16 protein-coding genes and 1 riboswitch are annotated in these 15,235 nt (G+C 67.9%); of the genes, 10 read left to right on the forward strand and 6 right to left on the reverse strand.

Annotated features, from left to right (window positions below):
* Positions 1-116: 116 nt before the first annotated feature.
* Positions 117-1,781 (reverse strand): energy-dependent translational throttle protein EttA, encoded by a 1,665-nt coding sequence (gene ettA / locus ACVOMH_RS13175; protein WP_054658780.1) that lies wholly within the window; start codon positions 1,779-1,781, stop codon positions 117-119.
* Between the two features lie 217 nt (positions 1,782-1,998).
* Between ettA and ACVOMH_RS13180 the strand changes: the two genes are divergently transcribed.
* From ACVOMH_RS13180 to ribD, 5 genes are all read left to right on the forward strand, one after another.
* Positions 1,999-2,469 (forward strand): RcnB family protein, encoded by a 471-nt coding sequence (locus ACVOMH_RS13180; protein WP_481552250.1) that lies wholly within the window; start codon positions 1,999-2,001, stop codon positions 2,467-2,469.
* A gap of 160 nt (positions 2,470-2,629) precedes the next feature.
* On the forward strand, positions 2,630-3,883 hold the full coding sequence (gene glyA / locus ACVOMH_RS13185) for a serine hydroxymethyltransferase (RefSeq protein ID WP_481552251.1): 1,254 nt from the start codon (positions 2,630-2,632) through the stop codon (positions 3,881-3,883).
* Between the two features lie 171 nt (positions 3,884-4,054).
* Positions 4,055-4,588 carry a transcriptional regulator NrdR gene (nrdR, locus tag ACVOMH_RS13190; RefSeq protein WP_054658776.1) on the forward strand — a complete coding sequence of 178 codons (534 nt, stop codon included), beginning with the start codon at positions 4,055-4,057 and terminating at the stop codon, positions 4,586-4,588.
* A gap of 67 nt (positions 4,589-4,655) precedes the next feature.
* Positions 4,656-5,123 (forward strand): GNAT family N-acetyltransferase, encoded by a 468-nt coding sequence (locus ACVOMH_RS13195; protein WP_481552252.1) that lies wholly within the window; start codon positions 4,656-4,658, stop codon positions 5,121-5,123.
* Between the two features lie 96 nt (positions 5,124-5,219).
* On the forward strand, positions 5,220-6,308 hold the full coding sequence (gene ribD / locus ACVOMH_RS13200; RefSeq protein ID WP_481552253.1) for a bifunctional diaminohydroxyphosphoribosylaminopyrimidine deaminase/5-amino-6-(5-phosphoribosylamino)uracil reductase RibD: 1,089 nt from the start codon (positions 5,220-5,222) through the stop codon (positions 6,306-6,308).
* Between the two features lie 81 nt (positions 6,309-6,389).
* Here the strand turns inward: ribD and ACVOMH_RS13205 are convergent, their stop codons facing one another.
* Positions 6,390-7,010, reverse strand: a complete 621-nt coding sequence (locus tag ACVOMH_RS13205; protein ID WP_481552254.1) for an outer membrane beta-barrel protein — start codon at positions 7,008-7,010, stop codon at positions 6,390-6,392.
* Positions 7,011-7,168: 158 nt separating this feature from the next.
* Positions 7,169-7,331, forward strand: a riboswitch (FMN riboswitch).
* Positions 7,332-7,404: 73 nt separating this feature from the next.
* On the opposite strand from ACVOMH_RS13205, the gene ACVOMH_RS13210 reads away from it, so the two are divergent.
* The 5 genes from ACVOMH_RS13210 to thiL all read left to right on the forward strand — a co-directional run bounded on the left by ACVOMH_RS13210 (position 7,405) and on the right by thiL (position 11,173).
* Positions 7,405-8,007 carry a riboflavin synthase gene (locus tag ACVOMH_RS13210; RefSeq protein WP_481522730.1) on the forward strand — a complete coding sequence of 201 codons (603 nt, stop codon included), beginning with the start codon at positions 7,405-7,407 and terminating at the stop codon, positions 8,005-8,007.
* Positions 8,004-9,107 (forward strand): 3,4-dihydroxy-2-butanone-4-phosphate synthase, encoded by a 1,104-nt coding sequence (gene ribB / locus ACVOMH_RS13215; protein ID WP_057506092.1) that lies wholly within the window; start codon positions 8,004-8,006, stop codon positions 9,105-9,107. Before ACVOMH_RS13210 ends, ribB begins: the two co-directional genes overlap by 4 nt.
* Positions 9,108-9,165: 58 nt before the next feature.
* On the forward strand, positions 9,166-9,633 hold the full coding sequence (gene ribH / locus ACVOMH_RS13220) for a 6,7-dimethyl-8-ribityllumazine synthase (RefSeq protein WP_481522732.1): 468 nt from the start codon (positions 9,166-9,168) through the stop codon (positions 9,631-9,633).
* Positions 9,630-10,109: a transcription antitermination factor NusB gene (gene nusB / locus ACVOMH_RS13225; protein ID WP_481552255.1), complete on the forward strand. Its 480-nt coding sequence runs from the start codon at positions 9,630-9,632 to the stop codon at positions 10,107-10,109. Before ribH ends, nusB begins: the two co-directional genes overlap by 4 nt.
* An 89-nt stretch (positions 10,110-10,198) precedes the next feature.
* Positions 10,199-11,173: a thiamine-phosphate kinase gene (gene thiL / locus ACVOMH_RS13230; RefSeq protein WP_481552256.1), complete on the forward strand. Its 975-nt coding sequence runs from the start codon at positions 10,199-10,201 to the stop codon at positions 11,171-11,173.
* 18 nt (positions 11,174-11,191) lie between these two features.
* Here thiL and ACVOMH_RS13235 read toward each other — a convergent pair whose 3' ends face one another.
* The 4 genes from ACVOMH_RS13235 to ACVOMH_RS13250 are packed head-to-tail and all read right to left on the reverse strand — an operon-like array spanning position 11,192 to position 15,195.
* Entirely contained in the window at positions 11,192-12,568 is a 1,377-nt protein-coding gene (locus ACVOMH_RS13235; protein WP_481552257.1) for an FAD-binding oxidoreductase, read from the reverse strand.
* Positions 12,565-13,107, reverse strand: a complete 543-nt coding sequence (locus ACVOMH_RS13240; protein ID WP_481552258.1) for a metal-dependent hydrolase — start codon at positions 13,105-13,107, stop codon at positions 12,565-12,567. The genes ACVOMH_RS13235 and ACVOMH_RS13240 overlap by 4 nt, the downstream gene beginning before the upstream one ends.
* On the reverse strand, positions 13,107-13,481 hold the full coding sequence (locus tag ACVOMH_RS13245; RefSeq protein WP_481552259.1) for a YraN family protein: 375 nt from the start codon (positions 13,479-13,481) through the stop codon (positions 13,107-13,109). The genes ACVOMH_RS13240 and ACVOMH_RS13245 overlap by 1 nt, the downstream gene beginning before the upstream one ends.
* Positions 13,471-15,195: a penicillin-binding protein activator gene (locus ACVOMH_RS13250; protein WP_481552260.1), complete on the reverse strand. Its 1,725-nt coding sequence runs from the start codon at positions 15,193-15,195 to the stop codon at positions 13,471-13,473. Before ACVOMH_RS13250 ends, ACVOMH_RS13245 begins: the two co-directional genes overlap by 11 nt.
* Positions 15,196-15,235 lie beyond the last annotated feature (40 nt).

Here is a 15,235-nt window from a genome sequence, read left to right on the forward strand (position 1 = left end):
TTTTTCCCGGGGGCGCTCTGCTCTCGGGGGGGGGTGTGCCGGGCTGGGGGGGCGCGGTTGTGGTTGGCGCCCACAAACCGCGGGCCCCCCCGCCGGGGGCGCCCGCCCGGCGGGTGTTACTTGAGCGCCTTGAAGCGCAGACGCTTGGGACCGGCATCGTCGCCGAGGCGACGCTTCTTGTCCTCTTCGTACTCGCGGTAGTTGCCCTGGAAGAACTCCACGTGCGAGTCGCCTTCGAAAGCGATGATGTGCGTGGCGATACGGTCCAGGAACCAGCGATCATGGGAGATCACGAAGGTGTTGCCCGGGAACTCCAGCAGCGCATCTTCCAGTGCACGCAGGGTTTCGATGTCCAGGTCGTTGGACGGTTCGTCGAGCAGCAGCACGTTGCCGCCCTGCAGCAGGGTCTTGGCCATGTGCAGGCGGCCACGCTCACCACCGGACAGCGAGCCCACCATCTTCTGCTGGTCCTGGCCCTTGAAGTTGAAGCGGCCGATGTAGGCGCGCGACTGGATCTCGATGCCGTTGATGTTGAGGATATCCAGGCCGCCAGCGATTTCCTGGAACACGTTGTGGTTGCCGGTCAGTGCATCGCGGCTCTGGTCCACGTAGGACAGCTTGACGGTCGGGCCGACCACGATCTCGCCGGAATCCGGCTTTTCCTGGCCGGTGATCATCTTGAACAGGGTCGACTTGCCGGCGCCGTTCGGACCGATGATGCCGACGATGGCACCCGGCGGGATGATCATCGACAGGTTGTCGATCAGCAGGCGGTCACCGAACTTCTTGGAGACGTTCTTGAACTCCATCACCGAGTTGCCCAGGCGCTCGCCCGGCGGGATGAAGATTTCATTGGTCTCGTTGCGCTTCTGGTAGTCAACGCTCTGCAGCTCTTCCAGGCGGGCCAGACGGGCCTTGCCCTTGGTACGGCCGCCCTTGGCGTTCTGCCGCGACCACTCCAGTTCCTTCTGGATCGCCTTCTGGCGGGCCTTTTCCTGGTTGTCTTCCTGCTTCAGGCGCTCGTCCTTCTGCATCAGCCATTCGGTGTAGTTGCCCTTCCACGGAATGCCGCGGCCGCGGTCCAGTTCCAGGATCCACTCGGCGGCGTTGTCCAGGAAGTAGCGGTCATGGGTGACGGCCACCACGGTGCCGGTGTAGCGCGCCAGGAACTGCTCCAGCCATTCCACCGACTCGGCGTCCAGGTGGTTGGTCGGTTCGTCGAGCAGCAGCATGTCCGGCTTCTGCAGCAGCAGGCGGCACAGCGCGACGCGGCGCTTCTCGCCACCGGACAGGTTGCCGATCACCGCGTCCCACGGCGGCAGGCGCAGCGCGTCGGCGGCCACGTCCAGCTGGTTTTCCAGGGTGTGGGCATCGCCAGCGGCCAGGATCGCCTCCAGACGCTCCTGTTCCTTGGCCAGGGCGTCGAAGTCGGCGCCTTCCTCGGCATAGGCGGCGTACACGGCTTCCAGCGCGGCCTGGGCCTGCAGCACCTCACCAACGCCTTCCTCGACCGCTTCACGCACGGTCTGGGCCGGGTCCAGACGCGGTTCCTGCTCCAGGTAGCCGACCTTGATGCCGGGCTGCGGGCGGGCCTCGCCCTCGAAATCGGTGTCCACGCCGGCCATGATCTTCAGCACGGTGGACTTGCCGGCGCCGTTCAGGCCCAGCAGGCCGATCTTGGCGCCCGGGAAGAACGACAGCGAGATGTCCTTGATGATCTGCCGCTTCGGCGGGACCACTTTAGACACCTTGTTCATGGTGTAGATGTATTGCGAGGACATGAAGTCTCCGTAGCGCACGCCCGTGCCCGGTCCGATGACGGACTGGGCCCAAGGCAAAAGGGAATAAGCGATTATAGCCGTAAGCCAGATGGGGCCGACGGTGCCGGAATCCCTTGCTGGTTTATGAATACGAAAGCCGGGAGCCGCTTCCAGCCGGAGTTCGTTCAGACGACGTGAGCATTATGGGAAGCGTCAACCAACCCAGCGAGGGCTAGCTATGAAGATGAACCGCCTTGTTGTCGCCGCGATGACCGCCCTGCTGGCGTTCGGCGCCACCGCTCCGGCCTTTGCTGCCGGTGATCGCGATGACCACGACCGTGGCCGGCATGGCTGGGATGATCGTGGCCGTGGTCATGACCGCGGCCGTGGGCACGGCCATGACCGTCGCGAATGGCGCGATGACCGCCGCCACTACAGTTCCGGCTATCGCGAGGGTTACCGCGACGCCCGGCGCAATGACCGCCGCTATCACGCCCCGCCGCGCGTGGTTTACCGCCCGTACGGCTTTGAGCGCGGGCACCGCTACAGCAACTACTACGGCGGCCCGGTCTATGTGGTCAATGACTACAACCGCTACCACCTGCACCGCCCGCGACATGGCCACCACTGGATCCGCGACGACCGCGGCAACATGCTGATGGTGGCCATGGCCACCGGCATCATCGCCGACATCGTGCTCAACCATTGAGCCTTGTCCCGGTCTGGTTAGAGGAAGGCGCCCGCAGGGGCGCCTTCTTCATGTAGGGCGGGAAGGGGAAATGGTTGCAGGCGGGACCGCCGGTGGCGGGCGGTGGCGGTGGCGGAAGCGCTACAATCGGCAGCTCCCTCGCCCCGTACCAGGAGCTGTGATGTTCCCGCGTGATGCCCGTATCGAGTCCTATGATCCCGAGTTGGCCAAGGCCATCGCCGATGAGTGCCAGCGTCAGGAAGACCATGTCGAGCTGATTGCCAGCGAGAACTACGCCAGCCCGCTGGTGATGGAAGCGCAGGGCAGCCAGCTGACCAACAAGTACGCCGAGGGCTACCCGGGCAAGCGCTACTACGGTGGCTGCGAGTACGTGGATATCGCCGAGAAGCTGGCGATCGACCGCCTCAAGCAGCTGTTTGGCGCCGATTACGCCAATGTGCAGCCGCACAGCGGCTCGCAGGCCAACCAGGCCGTGTACTTCGCGCTGCTGCAGCCGGGTGACACCATCCTGGGCATGAGCCTGGCCCACGGTGGCCACCTGACCCACGGGGCCAAGGTCAATGCCTCGGGCAAGATCTTCAATGCCGTCCAGTACGGTGTGAACGAGCAGGGCCTGATCGATTACGACGAAGTCGAGCGCCTGGCGCTGGAGCACAAGCCGAAGATGGTGGTGGCTGGTTTCTCCGCCTATTCGCAGATCGTCGACTGGGCGCGCTTCCGCGCTATCGCCGACAAGGTCGGTGCCTACCTGTTCGTGGACATGGCGCACGTCGCCGGTCTGGTCGCCGCCGGTGTGTATCCGAACCCGATCGAACACGCCCACGTGGTGACTTCCACCACCCACAAGACCCTGCGCGGCCCGCGCGGCGGCATCATCATCGCCAAGGGCGCCGGCGAGGAGATCGAGAAGAAACTGCAGTCGATCGTGTTCCCGGGCATCCAGGGCGGTCCGCTGATGCACGTCATCGCGGCCAAGGCGGTGGCCTTCAAGGAAGCGCTGGAGCCGGAATTCAAGGCCTACCAGCAGCAGGTGGTGAAGAACGCCCAGGCGATGGCCAACACCCTGATCGCCCGCGGCTACAAGATCGTCTCCGGTGGCACCCAGAACCACCTGATGCTGGTGGACATGATCGGCAAGGACGTGTCCGGCAAGGACGCGGAAGCCGCGCTGGGCAAGGCCCACATCACCGTCAACAAGAACTCGGTGCCCAACGACCCGCGTTCGCCGTTCGTGACCTCGGGCCTGCGCCTGGGCACGCCGGCGGTGACCACCCGCGGTTACCTCGAGCAGGACTGCGTGGATCTGGCCAACTGGATTGCCGACGTGCTCGATGCGCCGGCCGATGAGACGGTGATTGCCCGCGTGCGCGATGCGGTCAGCGCGCAGTGCAAGAAGTATCCGGTCTACGGTTGATGTGCCGCCGGTGCCGGAGGTTTGCCGGCGCTGTGTCATTGCAGGGATCGCCACTGTGATGGTGGCCAAACCCCGGGCCGGGCAGCCTTGCTCCCTCCCGGGGTTTGCTGTATCCGCGTTGTAGTGGTTCCCGCGCCGCGTTGCCGGCGCCCGATGTTGAAGGCCAGAGAGATGCATTGCCCGTTCTGCCAGCACAACGACACCCGCGTGATCGATTCACGCGTTTCCGAAGACGGCGCGACCATCCGCCGTCGCCGCGGTTGCGAGGCGTGCGGTGAACGTTTCAGCACGATCGAGACCATCGAGCTGAAACTGCCGGTCATCATCAAGAGCGATGGCGGGCGCGAGGCGTTTGATGCACGCAAGTTGCGGGTGGGGTTCGACCGCGCGCTGCAGAAGCGGCCGGTCTCGGAGGAGCGGATCGAAGCGGCGGTCCGTGCCGTGGTGCATCAGCTGCGCATGTGTGGCGAGCGCGAAGTGCCGTCGATCAAGGTCGGTGGTTTCGTCATGGATGAGCTGCGCAAGCTCGACCATGTCGGCTATGTGCGCTTCGCCTCGGTCTACCGCAGCTTCGAGGATGTGGCCGATTTCCGCGACGAGATCGAGAAGCTCGAACGCGATATGCCGGCCGCTGACGGCCAGCTCCCGCTGCTGGAAGACGGCGCATCGGCGGATGGACGCCCAGCCAAGCCCGCCAAACGTTGAATCCGGTGCCAGGCGGCGTAGCGCGGGTGTGGCCGTGGCCGCGCGTCACGGCGGGTCGTGAATCCGGATGCTGACCGTCAATCTGCGTGATCACCCCGCTCTGGTGCCGGCGCTGGCCGCCGCGCACGTCCAGGCCTTTGGCAATCTGTTGCCGGACTGGAGCGTGGCCCAGGCCGAAACCGAGTTGCGGGCGCAGCAACGCGACGCCATTCCCTGCACCTGGTTGGCGATGGACGCCGGAAACTGGCTCGGCTCGGTGAGCCTGCTGCACGACGATCACGAGCAGATCCGCGGCTGGTCGCCGTGGTTGGCCTCGCTGTATGTGAAACCCGAGGCGCGTGGCAGGGGTGTAGGTGCGGCGCTGGTGCAACATGCCATCGTCCAGGCCGCCGCTTTCGACGTTGCGGAGCTGTACCTGTACTGCGAAGCACCGATGGTGGCGTGGTACCGCTCGCTGGGCTGGCAGGTGCATGCCCGCCTGCCGCTGGGCCCGCTCGCGGTCACGGTGATGGCGGTGGAGACCGGTCGCCGCTAGACGCGCCGCACTGCAAGTACGGTCTGCCGGCGCATACACTGCCCCCTCGTCCGTTGTCGCATCTGGCAATGGGCCGCTGACGTAATGAGGTCCCCGATGAGCCACTTCACCGCCACCGATCACCTGCTGATGGCCCGCGCGCTGCGTCTGGCCGAACGCGCTGCGTGGACGACACGGCCCAATCCGATGGTCGGTTGTGTGATCGCGCAGGGTGAGGAGGTCGTGGGCGAGGGCTGGCACCAGCGTGCCGGCGGGCCGCATGCGGAAGTGTTCGCCTTGCGCCAGGCCGGCGAGCGCGCACGCGGTGCCACCGCCTACGTGACCTTGGAGCCCTGTGCGCATTACGGGCGCACGCCGCCGTGCGCGCTGGCGCTGATCCAGGCGGGCGTGTCACGGGTGGTGGCGGCGATGGCCGATCCGTTTCCCGATGTGGATGGCGGCGGCTTCGCCCTGCTGCGGCGGGCCGGCATCACGGTCGAGGTGGGTTTGATGGCCGCTCAGGCGCGCGTGCTCAATGCCGGCTTCCTGTCGCGGATCGAACGTGGCCGGCCGCTGGTGCGGGTCAAACTGGCCGGCAGTCTGGACGGGCGCACCGCCATGGCCGATGGCCAATCCAAATGGATCACTGGCGAGGCGGCGCGGGCCGACGTGCAGCACTGGCGGGCGCGGGCCGGTGCCATCCTGACCGGTGCGGCGACCGTGCTGGCCGATGATCCGGCATTGACCGCACGGCCCGAACACGGCGAATTCCTGCCGCCGCTGCGGGTGGTGCTGGACGCGCGGCTGCGCACCCTGGATTGCGTGCGGGTGCGTGAGGGCGGGGCGCCGACGTTGTATCTGCATGGCCCGGCACTGGCCGCACCGGCGCTGGCCGGGGTCGAGTTCGTGCCCTCGCCGCTGCAGGCCGATGGCCGCTTCGATCTGGCGGCGGTGATGGCGCTGCTGGCTGCCCGGGGTATCAACGAGGTGCATGTCGAAGCCGGGCCGACCCTGTGTGGTGCCCTGCTGCAGGCCGGGCTGGTCGACGAACTGCTGCTCTACATCGCGCCATTGCTGATGGGCGATGCCGCGCGGCCGTTGCTGGCCGGGCTGGGGATCGCGACGATGGCCCAGACCGTGCCGCTGGAGCTGGCCGATGTGCGCATGCTGGGCAAGGACCTGCGGCTGTTGCTGCGTCCGGTCTGAGCAGGCGTAACCAGCGCGGCCGTTGCGAATGAAAACGGGAGCCCGAGGGCTCCCGCTGGATCTGAGGCGCTGTAACGCGGATCAGAAGCTGGCGCGGACGCCGGCCATGTACTGGGTGGTGTCTTCGATGAACTGGATTTCGCCCACCACACCCCAGGTCTTGTTGAAGCTGACCTGGCCGCCGAGGTTGCCGACGAAGGTGCTGTCCATGTCGCTGCCATCCATGACGCCGGCCTTCAGCCACGCTTCGGTGCGGGCCGAGGGCTTGCCGCGGACGCCGACGGTAGCGCGGCCGGCGGTGGAGTGATCCTTGCCGGTACCGTTGAAGTCCGGCAGGCCGGAGATCTTCACCTTGGCGTTAATCCGTACTGCGGCGATGTCGGCGGTGAAGTCCACACGCTCGCTCATGTTCATGTGGTAGCCGATACCGAGTTCCGGCTGGGCCAGATCGACTTTCAGGCGCGCGCCGGCAGCGGAATAGCTTTTGGAAACCGTCGAATAGCCGCCGAACACATGGACCTGCGGAGCGATCGCGAACGAGCCGCGGATGTAGCCGCCGTCGCCTTTGGGGTCGTCCAGTAGATCGTCGTTGATCTGGACCTGGGTCCAGCCACCTTCCACATAGGTGTAGCTCATCTCGTCAGCGGAAGCGACGAACGGGGTGGCCGCCAGCAGGGCAGCCAGAATCAGGGTCTTACGCATGGAATTCCTCTCTAAGAAGTGATGTCCGTTTCAGTCGGCCGGTTGCGGGCCGATCGCGCGACTTCGTGTCGTGCACGCAGATTTTAACATTCATATTACAAAGGTCGAGCTTCAGGCCGGGCTGGTACAATGCGCACGCCGGATTTTCCGGCACTCACAAACGTCTTCAGGGCGGGGTGCAATTCCCCACCGGCGGTAGGGGTGCAAGCCCGAGCCCGCGAGCGCTTTGTCCATCTGTCCTCCAGATAGATGCGTTGAAGGTCAGCAGATCCGGTCAGATGCCGGAGCCGACGGTCATAGTCCGGATGAAAGAAGACGGTGTTGCGGGCCCTGACGGGTCCGTGCGCCTGCATGCCTTGCGGCGTTTTTCGCTCACTTTTCGCGGAGAACGTTAGTGTTTACTGGAATCATCGAAGGCGTCGGCCGGCTGGCCGCACGCGAACCCCTCGGCGGCGATGTCCGCTTCACCTTCAGCGTGGGCACTCTGCCGTTCGATCACGTGCAGCTGGGCGAGAGCATTGCCGTCAATGGCGTGTGTCTGACTGTGATCGACTTTGACGGCAGCAGTTTCAAGGCCGATGCCTCAACTGAAACCCTGGCGCTGACGACGCTTGGTGTGCTGACCGAGGGGGCCGTGATCAATCTGGAACGCGCCATGCGCCCGACCGACCGCCTCGGCGGGCATCTGGTCAGCGGCCATGTCGATGGCCTGGGCCAGGTGCTGTCCATCCACGAGGACGCGCGCGCGCTGCGCTGGCGTTTTGCCGCGCCCAAGGCGCTGCTCAAGTACATCGTCAAAAAGGGCTCGATCTGTGTCGATGGCGTCAGCCTCACGGTGAACGAGGCCGATGACGAAGGCTTCGAAGTCGCGCTGATTCCGCACACCGTCGCCAATACCGCTTTTTCCGCCACCACCGTGGGCAGTGCGGTCAATCTGGAAATCGATCTGGTCGCCCGCTATGTCGAGCGCCTGCTGGGCCAAGGAGCCACGTCATGAGTTTCGCCCCCATCCCCGAACTGCTGGAAGAAATCCGCGCCGGCCGCATGGTCGTGATCGTCGATGACGAGGACCGTGAGAACGAGGGCGACCTGATCATGGCCGCCGAGCTGGTCCGGCCGTCGGATATCAACTTCATGGTCACCCACGCCCGGGGCCTGGTGTGCCTGTCGGTCACCCGCGAGCGCACCGCGCAGCTGGGTCTGACGCCGATGGTGCAGAAGAACACCGCCCAGTTCCACACCAATTTCACCGTCAGCATCGAGGCGGCCGAAGGCGTGACCACGGGTATCTCCGCCCATGACCGCGCCCACACCATCCGCACCGCGATCCAGCCCAACGCCAGGCCGTCGGACCTGACCCAGCCGGGCCATATCTTCCCGCTGACCGCCCAGCCCGGTGGCGTGCTGACCCGCGCCGGCCACACCGAGGCGGCCAGTGACCTGCCGCGCATGGCCGGGCTCGAAGCGGCCGGCGTGCTGGTGGAAATCCTCAATGCCGACGGCACCATGGCGCGCCGCCCGGAGCTGGAGGTGTTCGCCCGCGAGCATGGCTTGAAGATCGGCTCGATCGCCGACCTGATCGCCTACCGGCTGGCCACCGAGCACACCGTCGAGCGCGTGGACGAGCGCGGCATCAGCACCGAGTTCGGCCCGTTCCAGCTGATCACCTACCGTGACCGGATCGCCCACGACCTGCATTTCGCGCTGGTCCGCGGCACCCCGGACAAGGCCACCCCGACCCTGGTGCGGGTGCAGGTGGAAAACCCGCTGGCCGACCTGCTGCACTGGCGGCGGGAGGACTTCGGCGTGGCCAATACCGATGCGCTGCGCGCGATCGATGCGGCCGGCAGCGGGGTGATGGTGGTGCTCTCGGCACCGCGCGATACCGATGCGCTGCTGGCCCGGATCCGCGCCCAGGATGAAACCGCAGGCAAGAGCAAGGATGTCGGCCAGTGGCGGCGCAATGGCGCCGGCGCGCAGATCCTGGCCGACCTCGGTCTGGGCAAGCTGCGGGTGCTGGGCACCCCGCGCCGGCAGATCGGACTGGCCGGATATGGCCTGGAAATCGTCGAAACCGTGCAGGTGCCGGTCCCGTAACGGCCGGCAAGCGGTACTGACGCGTTAAACTTACCCACCTTTTGGACCCCCGCACCCCATGAGCCACTACGAAGGCGACCTCCGCCCGGCCGGATCGGCCCGTTTTGCCATCATCGCCAGCCGCTGGAACGCCCGCATCACCGATGCGATGGTGGCCGGTGCGCGGCAGAGCCTGGCCGGCAACGGTATCGGCGAGGACGCCATCGATGTGGTGCGGGTGCCGGGCGCGTGGGAAATCCCGCTGGTGGCCGCGCGGCTCGCGGCCGCCGGCCAGCATGCGGCGATCATCACCCTGGGCTGTGTGATCCGCGGCGATACCCGCCACTACGAACACGTGGCCGACCGTTGTGCCGAGGGCCTGATGCGCACGCAGCTGGACTTTGGCGTACCGGTGCTCAATGGCGTGCTGGCGGTGGAGCGGGTGGAGGATGCCGAGGCGCGCGCCGGCGGCAGCCACGGCAACAAGGGGGAGGAAGTCGCTTTGGCGGCATTGGAAATGGTCAATCTTCTGGAACAGCTGCCATGAACAACAAGAACAACGGCAGGCCCGCCGGAAAGCCGGTCCGTCGCGACGGTATCGATCCGGTGCTGCGTTCGCGCGCACGCCGCCGCGCCCTGCAGGCGATCTACGCCTGGCAGATTTCCGGTGGCAACGCCGACTCGCTGCTGGCGCAGTTCGCGCACGAGCAGGCCCATGAAATCGCCGATCTGGCGTACTTCGAGAACCTGCTGCGTGGCGTGCTGGACAACCGCCGCGACATCGATGAGGCGCTGGCGCCGTTTGTCGACCGTGGGGTGGAAGAAGTCGATGCGATCGAACGTGCGGTGCTGCGCGTGGCGACCTACGAGCTGCGCTACCGCCTGGACGTGCCGTACCGGGTGGTGATCAACGAGGCGATCGAAACCGCCAAGCGTTTCGGTTCCGAACACGGCCACACCTACGTCAACGGCGTGCTCGACCGTGCCGCGCTGGAATGGCGCAAGACCGAATCGGGCCAGTAAGCCGACGGCGGCGGTGCCGCCGGTTCACCCTGAACGCGCCGGGGCCGGCATCATCGGCACCGGCGTTGTCGTTTGCGGGAGTTGATGAAGTGAGCCTTGACGAGTTTGGCCTGATCGAGCGGATCGCCGCGCGTACCCGTGCGCGCGCGGACATCGCGCTGGGCATCGGCGATGACGCGGCGCTGCTGCAGCTGCCGCCCGGGCAGCAGCTGGTGGTGACCGCCGATACGCTCAACGCCGGCGTGCATTTCCCGCCCGAGACGCTGCCGGCCGATATCGGCTGGAAGGCGCTGGCGGTGAACCTGTCCGATCTGGCCGCGATGGGCGCGCAGCCGGCCTGGTGCACGCTGGCCCTGTCGCTGCCAGAGGCCGATCCGGACTGGATCGAGGCGTTTGCCGATGGCTTCTTCGCTCTGGCCGATGCCCATGGCATCGCCCTGATCGGCGGCGATACCACGCGCGGTCCGCTGTCGATCTCGATCACCGCGATGGGCTGGGTGCCGGCAGGCCAGGCGCTGCGGCGCGACGCTGCCCGGGTGGGCGACGATGTCTGGGTCAGTGGCCATCCCGGTGAGGCCGCCGGTGCGCTGCAGCTCTGGCAGCAGGGCGGTCTGGACGTGCGCGCCGCCGCGGTCGACGGCGATCTCGAACGGCTGCGCCAGCGCCTGCAGCGGCCGGCACCACGGCTGCAGTTGGGGCTGGCGCTGCGCGGGCTGGCCCATGCGGCGGCCGATGTGTCCGATGGCCTGCTGGCCGACCTCGGCCATATCGCCTCACGCAGCGGCGTGGAGGCTGTAGTGAAGGGCGAGGCGGTGCCGTTGTCGTCCGCCCTGCGCCGCGCGTTTGGGGCCGCTGCCGCATTGGACTGCGCGTTGCGTGGTGGCGACGACTACGAGCTGTGCTTCACCGCCGCGCCGGAACAGCGCCCGGCCTTGGAAGCGGTGGCATCGCGGCTTGCGCTGCCGCTGACGCGTATCGGTGTGATCGTCGCAGGCCGGGGTGTCCGCTGCGAAGGTGATGCCAACGGCGCGCGCGCCAGTGGCTACCGGCATTTCATCGGGTAGCCTGCTCCTGCACTGCGCCTACAGCGGCAGCACCTTGCCCGGATTGAGGATGCCGTCCGGGTCCAGGGCCTGCTTGATCGCGCGCATTGTCGCCAGCGTGGCCGGTGAAAACGCCTGGGCCATGAAGTCGCGCTTGGCCACGCCGATGCCGTGCTCGCCGGACAGCGTTCCGCCCAGTTCCAGTGCCAGTGCGAACACCTTGGGCAGGGCGGCATGGGCGCGTGCGTTCTCGCCGGCATCGTCCGGGTGGTAGAGGATGTTGACGTGCAGGTTGCCGTTGCCGGCATGGCCGAAGGTGACGATCGGCAGCTTGGCCTCGAGCGAAAGCCGTTGCACACCTTCCACCAGGTGGGGGATGCGCGAGACCGGCACCACCACGTCCTCGTTGATCTTGCCCGGGGCGATGCTTTTCAGCGCCGGTGACAGCGCCCGGCGCGCGGCCCACAGTTTGTCGCGCGCGCTGCCGTCGGTGGCGACATCCAGTGCCAGCAGGCCATCGCCTTCGGCGGCTTGCGCCAAGGCATTGAGCACGTAGGGCAGGGTGTCATCATCACCATCGGCGTCGATGAGCAGCATCGCGCCGGCCTCGGGCACCTGCGCGCCATTGCGGCGCAGCAGCTCCAGGCTTCGCGCATCCATGAATTCGAGCATGGTCGGGGTGACCGGCTGCGCCATCACTCGCGACACCGCGGCCGCGGCCGCGCTGGCATCGCGATAGAGCACCCGCAGCCCGGCCTGCGCGCGCGGGCGCGGGGCCAGTTTGAGCGTGGCTTCGACGATCAGCGCCAGCGTGCCTTCGCTGCCGACGATCAGATGGGTCAGGTCGTAACCGGTGGCGTCCTTGGTATAGGCGCCACCGCACTGGATCAACTCCCCGCTGCCGGTGATGGCCACCAGCCCGAGCACGTTGTCGCGGCTGGTGCCGTATTTGACCGCGCGCGGACCGCCGGCATTGCAGGCCAGGTTGCCGCCGATGCTGCAGATCTCGGCGCTGGACGGGTCCGGCGGCCAGAACAGGCCGTGCGGCACCAGCGCCTGCTGCAGGTCGCCGTTGAGCACGCCCGGCTCGACCACCGCGCAGCGGTCGCCGGGGCGGATCTCGAGAATGCGGTTCATGCGTGCGAACGACAGCACGATGCCGCCGGCGGTGGGCACCGCCGCGCCGGTGGTGCCGGTGCCGGCGCCGCGCCCGACCAGCGGCACACCGTGCTCGCGGCAGGCGCGGACGATGGCCTGTACCTGTTCGCGCGTGCTCGGCAGGGCGACGCCCAGTGGCAGCGCGTGGCGCCAGGAGTTGTCCCGGGCATGGGCTTCCAGTGCGGCGGCATCGGTGCGCCAGGCCTCGCCGAGCAGCTGGGTCAGGATCTGGTGGAAGGCGGCAGGCAGCGAGTTCATGGGCGTTGGCTCAAATCAGGGGCGCGCTGCTGGACCAGGCGCCAGCCGCACACGCAGAGAAACAGCGGCAGCCACACCCAGCGCAGCTCCGAGAGTACGGTCTGCAGACCACGGGCGCTGAAGAACTGGTTGGCGAAGGGTGAGACCCGGATCGGTCGCCACGGCGCGAACAGGCGCGCGTCGCTCCACGGCCACCACAGGGCGACGCCCAGGCCGCCGGAGGTCAGCGCGTCAAGCAGTGGATGCGACAGTGCACAGATGAGGACAAAGGCAGCGGCCTGCAACCGCCCGGCATTCAATGCGCGTGCGCCCAACAGAGCCAGGAAACCCAGCAGGGCTGCGAACAGCAGCGAATGGCTGGCGCCGCGATGGCCGAGCGCATCGGCGTAGGGGATCTGCAGCGCGAAGGCGAGCACGTCCGCATCGGGCAGCATCGCCGCGACGAGGCCGGCCGCGAGCAGCCTTGGCGGGAGGCGGCCGCGGTCACTGGCGCACCACAGCGCCAACGGAACTGCGGCATGGGTGAAAACACTGGGCATCAGCAGTCGTCGGCGCGGAAAGCGTCGCGGATCCAGTGCAGCTGGGGTGGCTCGCCGCTGGCATCAACCACGTCGAAGCGGCAGGCTGCCTGGGCCAAGGCCGGCTGGCTGGCCAGATACAGCTGTGCGGCATGCAGCAGCTTGCGGCGTTTGCCGGTGTCGACCGAGGCCGCGCCGCCACCGAAGGCGGCCGAGCGCCGATAGCGCACTTCCACGAACACCACGCTGTCGCCGACCGGGTCGTGCATCACCAGGTCCAGTTCGCCGCCGCGGAAGCGGACATTGCTGGCCCGCCAGCGCAGGCCGGCGTCCTCCAGCAGCGCCCGGGCGGCGGCTTCGACCGCCGCGCCGCGTTGCGACGGCTCAGCGGCCATCACCGATTGCGACCGGCCGTCCGCCGCTGAAGGTCGACCAGGCCGGGGTGCGGATCACATTGCCGAAGCCGTCCAGCAGCAGGCTGCCGGTGGCGCCCTGCAGTCCGCCCTGGGTAGCGTTGGCCAGCTTCTCCAGATAGGCGCTGATCTTCCAGGCGTCATGGCCGAAGGCGAACAGGCGCGCGGCGCCGCCGCGGGCGGTGGGCAGCGTGGCCGCCAGGCTGCTGGCGGCCGGCAGGCCGGCCACGCCGCGCGCGGTCCAGGCTTCGCCCGGGAACACGATGCCATCCAGCGCGCTGTCTTCCTCGGCCTTGCCGGTATTGCTGAGCAGCTGCGAGGTGCCGATGCGGCTCACCGCCGACAGGCCGGCCAGCGCCAGCTGCGGCGCCAGTGCGCGCGCCTGGTTGCCCTTGACCGCCAGGAACACCGCGTCTACGCCGTTGGCCTGGCGCAGCTGGGCGCCGATATCGCCGGGGGCATCGCCCACACTGATGCTGGCGGTGACCTTGCCGCCGCGCTCGTTGAAGCGCTCCTTGAAGGCGGCGCTGGCGCGACGCCCGGCATCGTCGTTGCTGGCGATGATCAGCACGTTGCCGCGCTCGCGGCCGAGCAGGTATTCGGCCGCGATGATGCCGTCGTCCTCCGGGGCCAGCGAGAAGGCGGCGTTGCCCGGCGGCGGGGTGTCCTTGCCGCGGTTCAGGGCCAGCATCGGCACCGGCAGCTGGTCACGTTGGAACAGTGCATCGACTTCCTCGCGCCCCAGCGGGCCGACGATGAAATCGGCCCCGTCTGCTGCCGCCTTGTCATAGGCGGCGCTGGCGCCCGCGGCCGTGCCCTTGGTGTCTAGGAAATCGATCTGCGGACGGCGCCGGGTTTCACCGTAGTAGCCGGCCAGCAGGCCGTCGCGCACCGGTGCGGCGGCGGTGGCCATGTTGCCGCTGAGCGGCAGCAGCACCGCCAGCTTGAGCGGCGGCCGGTAGCCATCGGCCTCGGCCGGCGGTCGCTTGCCGGTATCCAGCTGCCAGGCGGCATCGCGGTCGAACGGGCGCGGCAGCGGCAGGCCGCGGGCGATCAGGGCGCGGCCGGCGAAGTTGTAGAGCGGATCGCCGGCCGGCAGTGCGGCGGTGCGGCTGCCCAGGGTGGCATCGTCCAGGCCGGCCAGCAGGCGGGTGATGGCGCGCTGGTTGTCGGCGCGTGCGCTGCCGCTGAGCGCCACTGCCGCGCGGGCGCGATCGGCCGCGGCATTGAAGGCGTCACCGGAGGCTTCAAAGGCCTGGGCGCGGGCCAGGTGCCAGCGCGCCTGCAGCGCGACCGGCAGCTGTTCCGGGCGTTCGCCCAGCGCCTGCAGCGCGGCGGCCGGCTGTTTGTCCTGCAATGCCAGTTCGGCACCGAGCAGGCTGAAACGCTGGCGGCTGGCACCGCCGAGCTGGCGCATCTGCACCTGCGCCATCAGCATGCGTGCGCGGGCACTGTCACCGGCTTCGTGCCAGGCGAAGGCGGCGTCGGCCAGCAGCTGTGATTTGGCCGCACCGCGGGCTGCGCCGGCCTGGGCTTCCAGCTGCTGCGCCGCCTCGCGCGGTTTGCCCTGTTCCAGCAGGGCGATGGCCGCCTGCTGGGCCGGTGAGCTGGTGGGGGCCACGCTGGTGGTGGCGCAGCCCACGAACAGCAGCATCGACAATGACAGGGCGGAAATCCGTGCGACTGGCTTGTTCATTTGGGGTCCGTTCGACAGGGCGCGGCAGTGCCGGGCTGGG

It is taken from the genome of Stenotrophomonas sp. STEN013, from assembly GCF_056760355.1.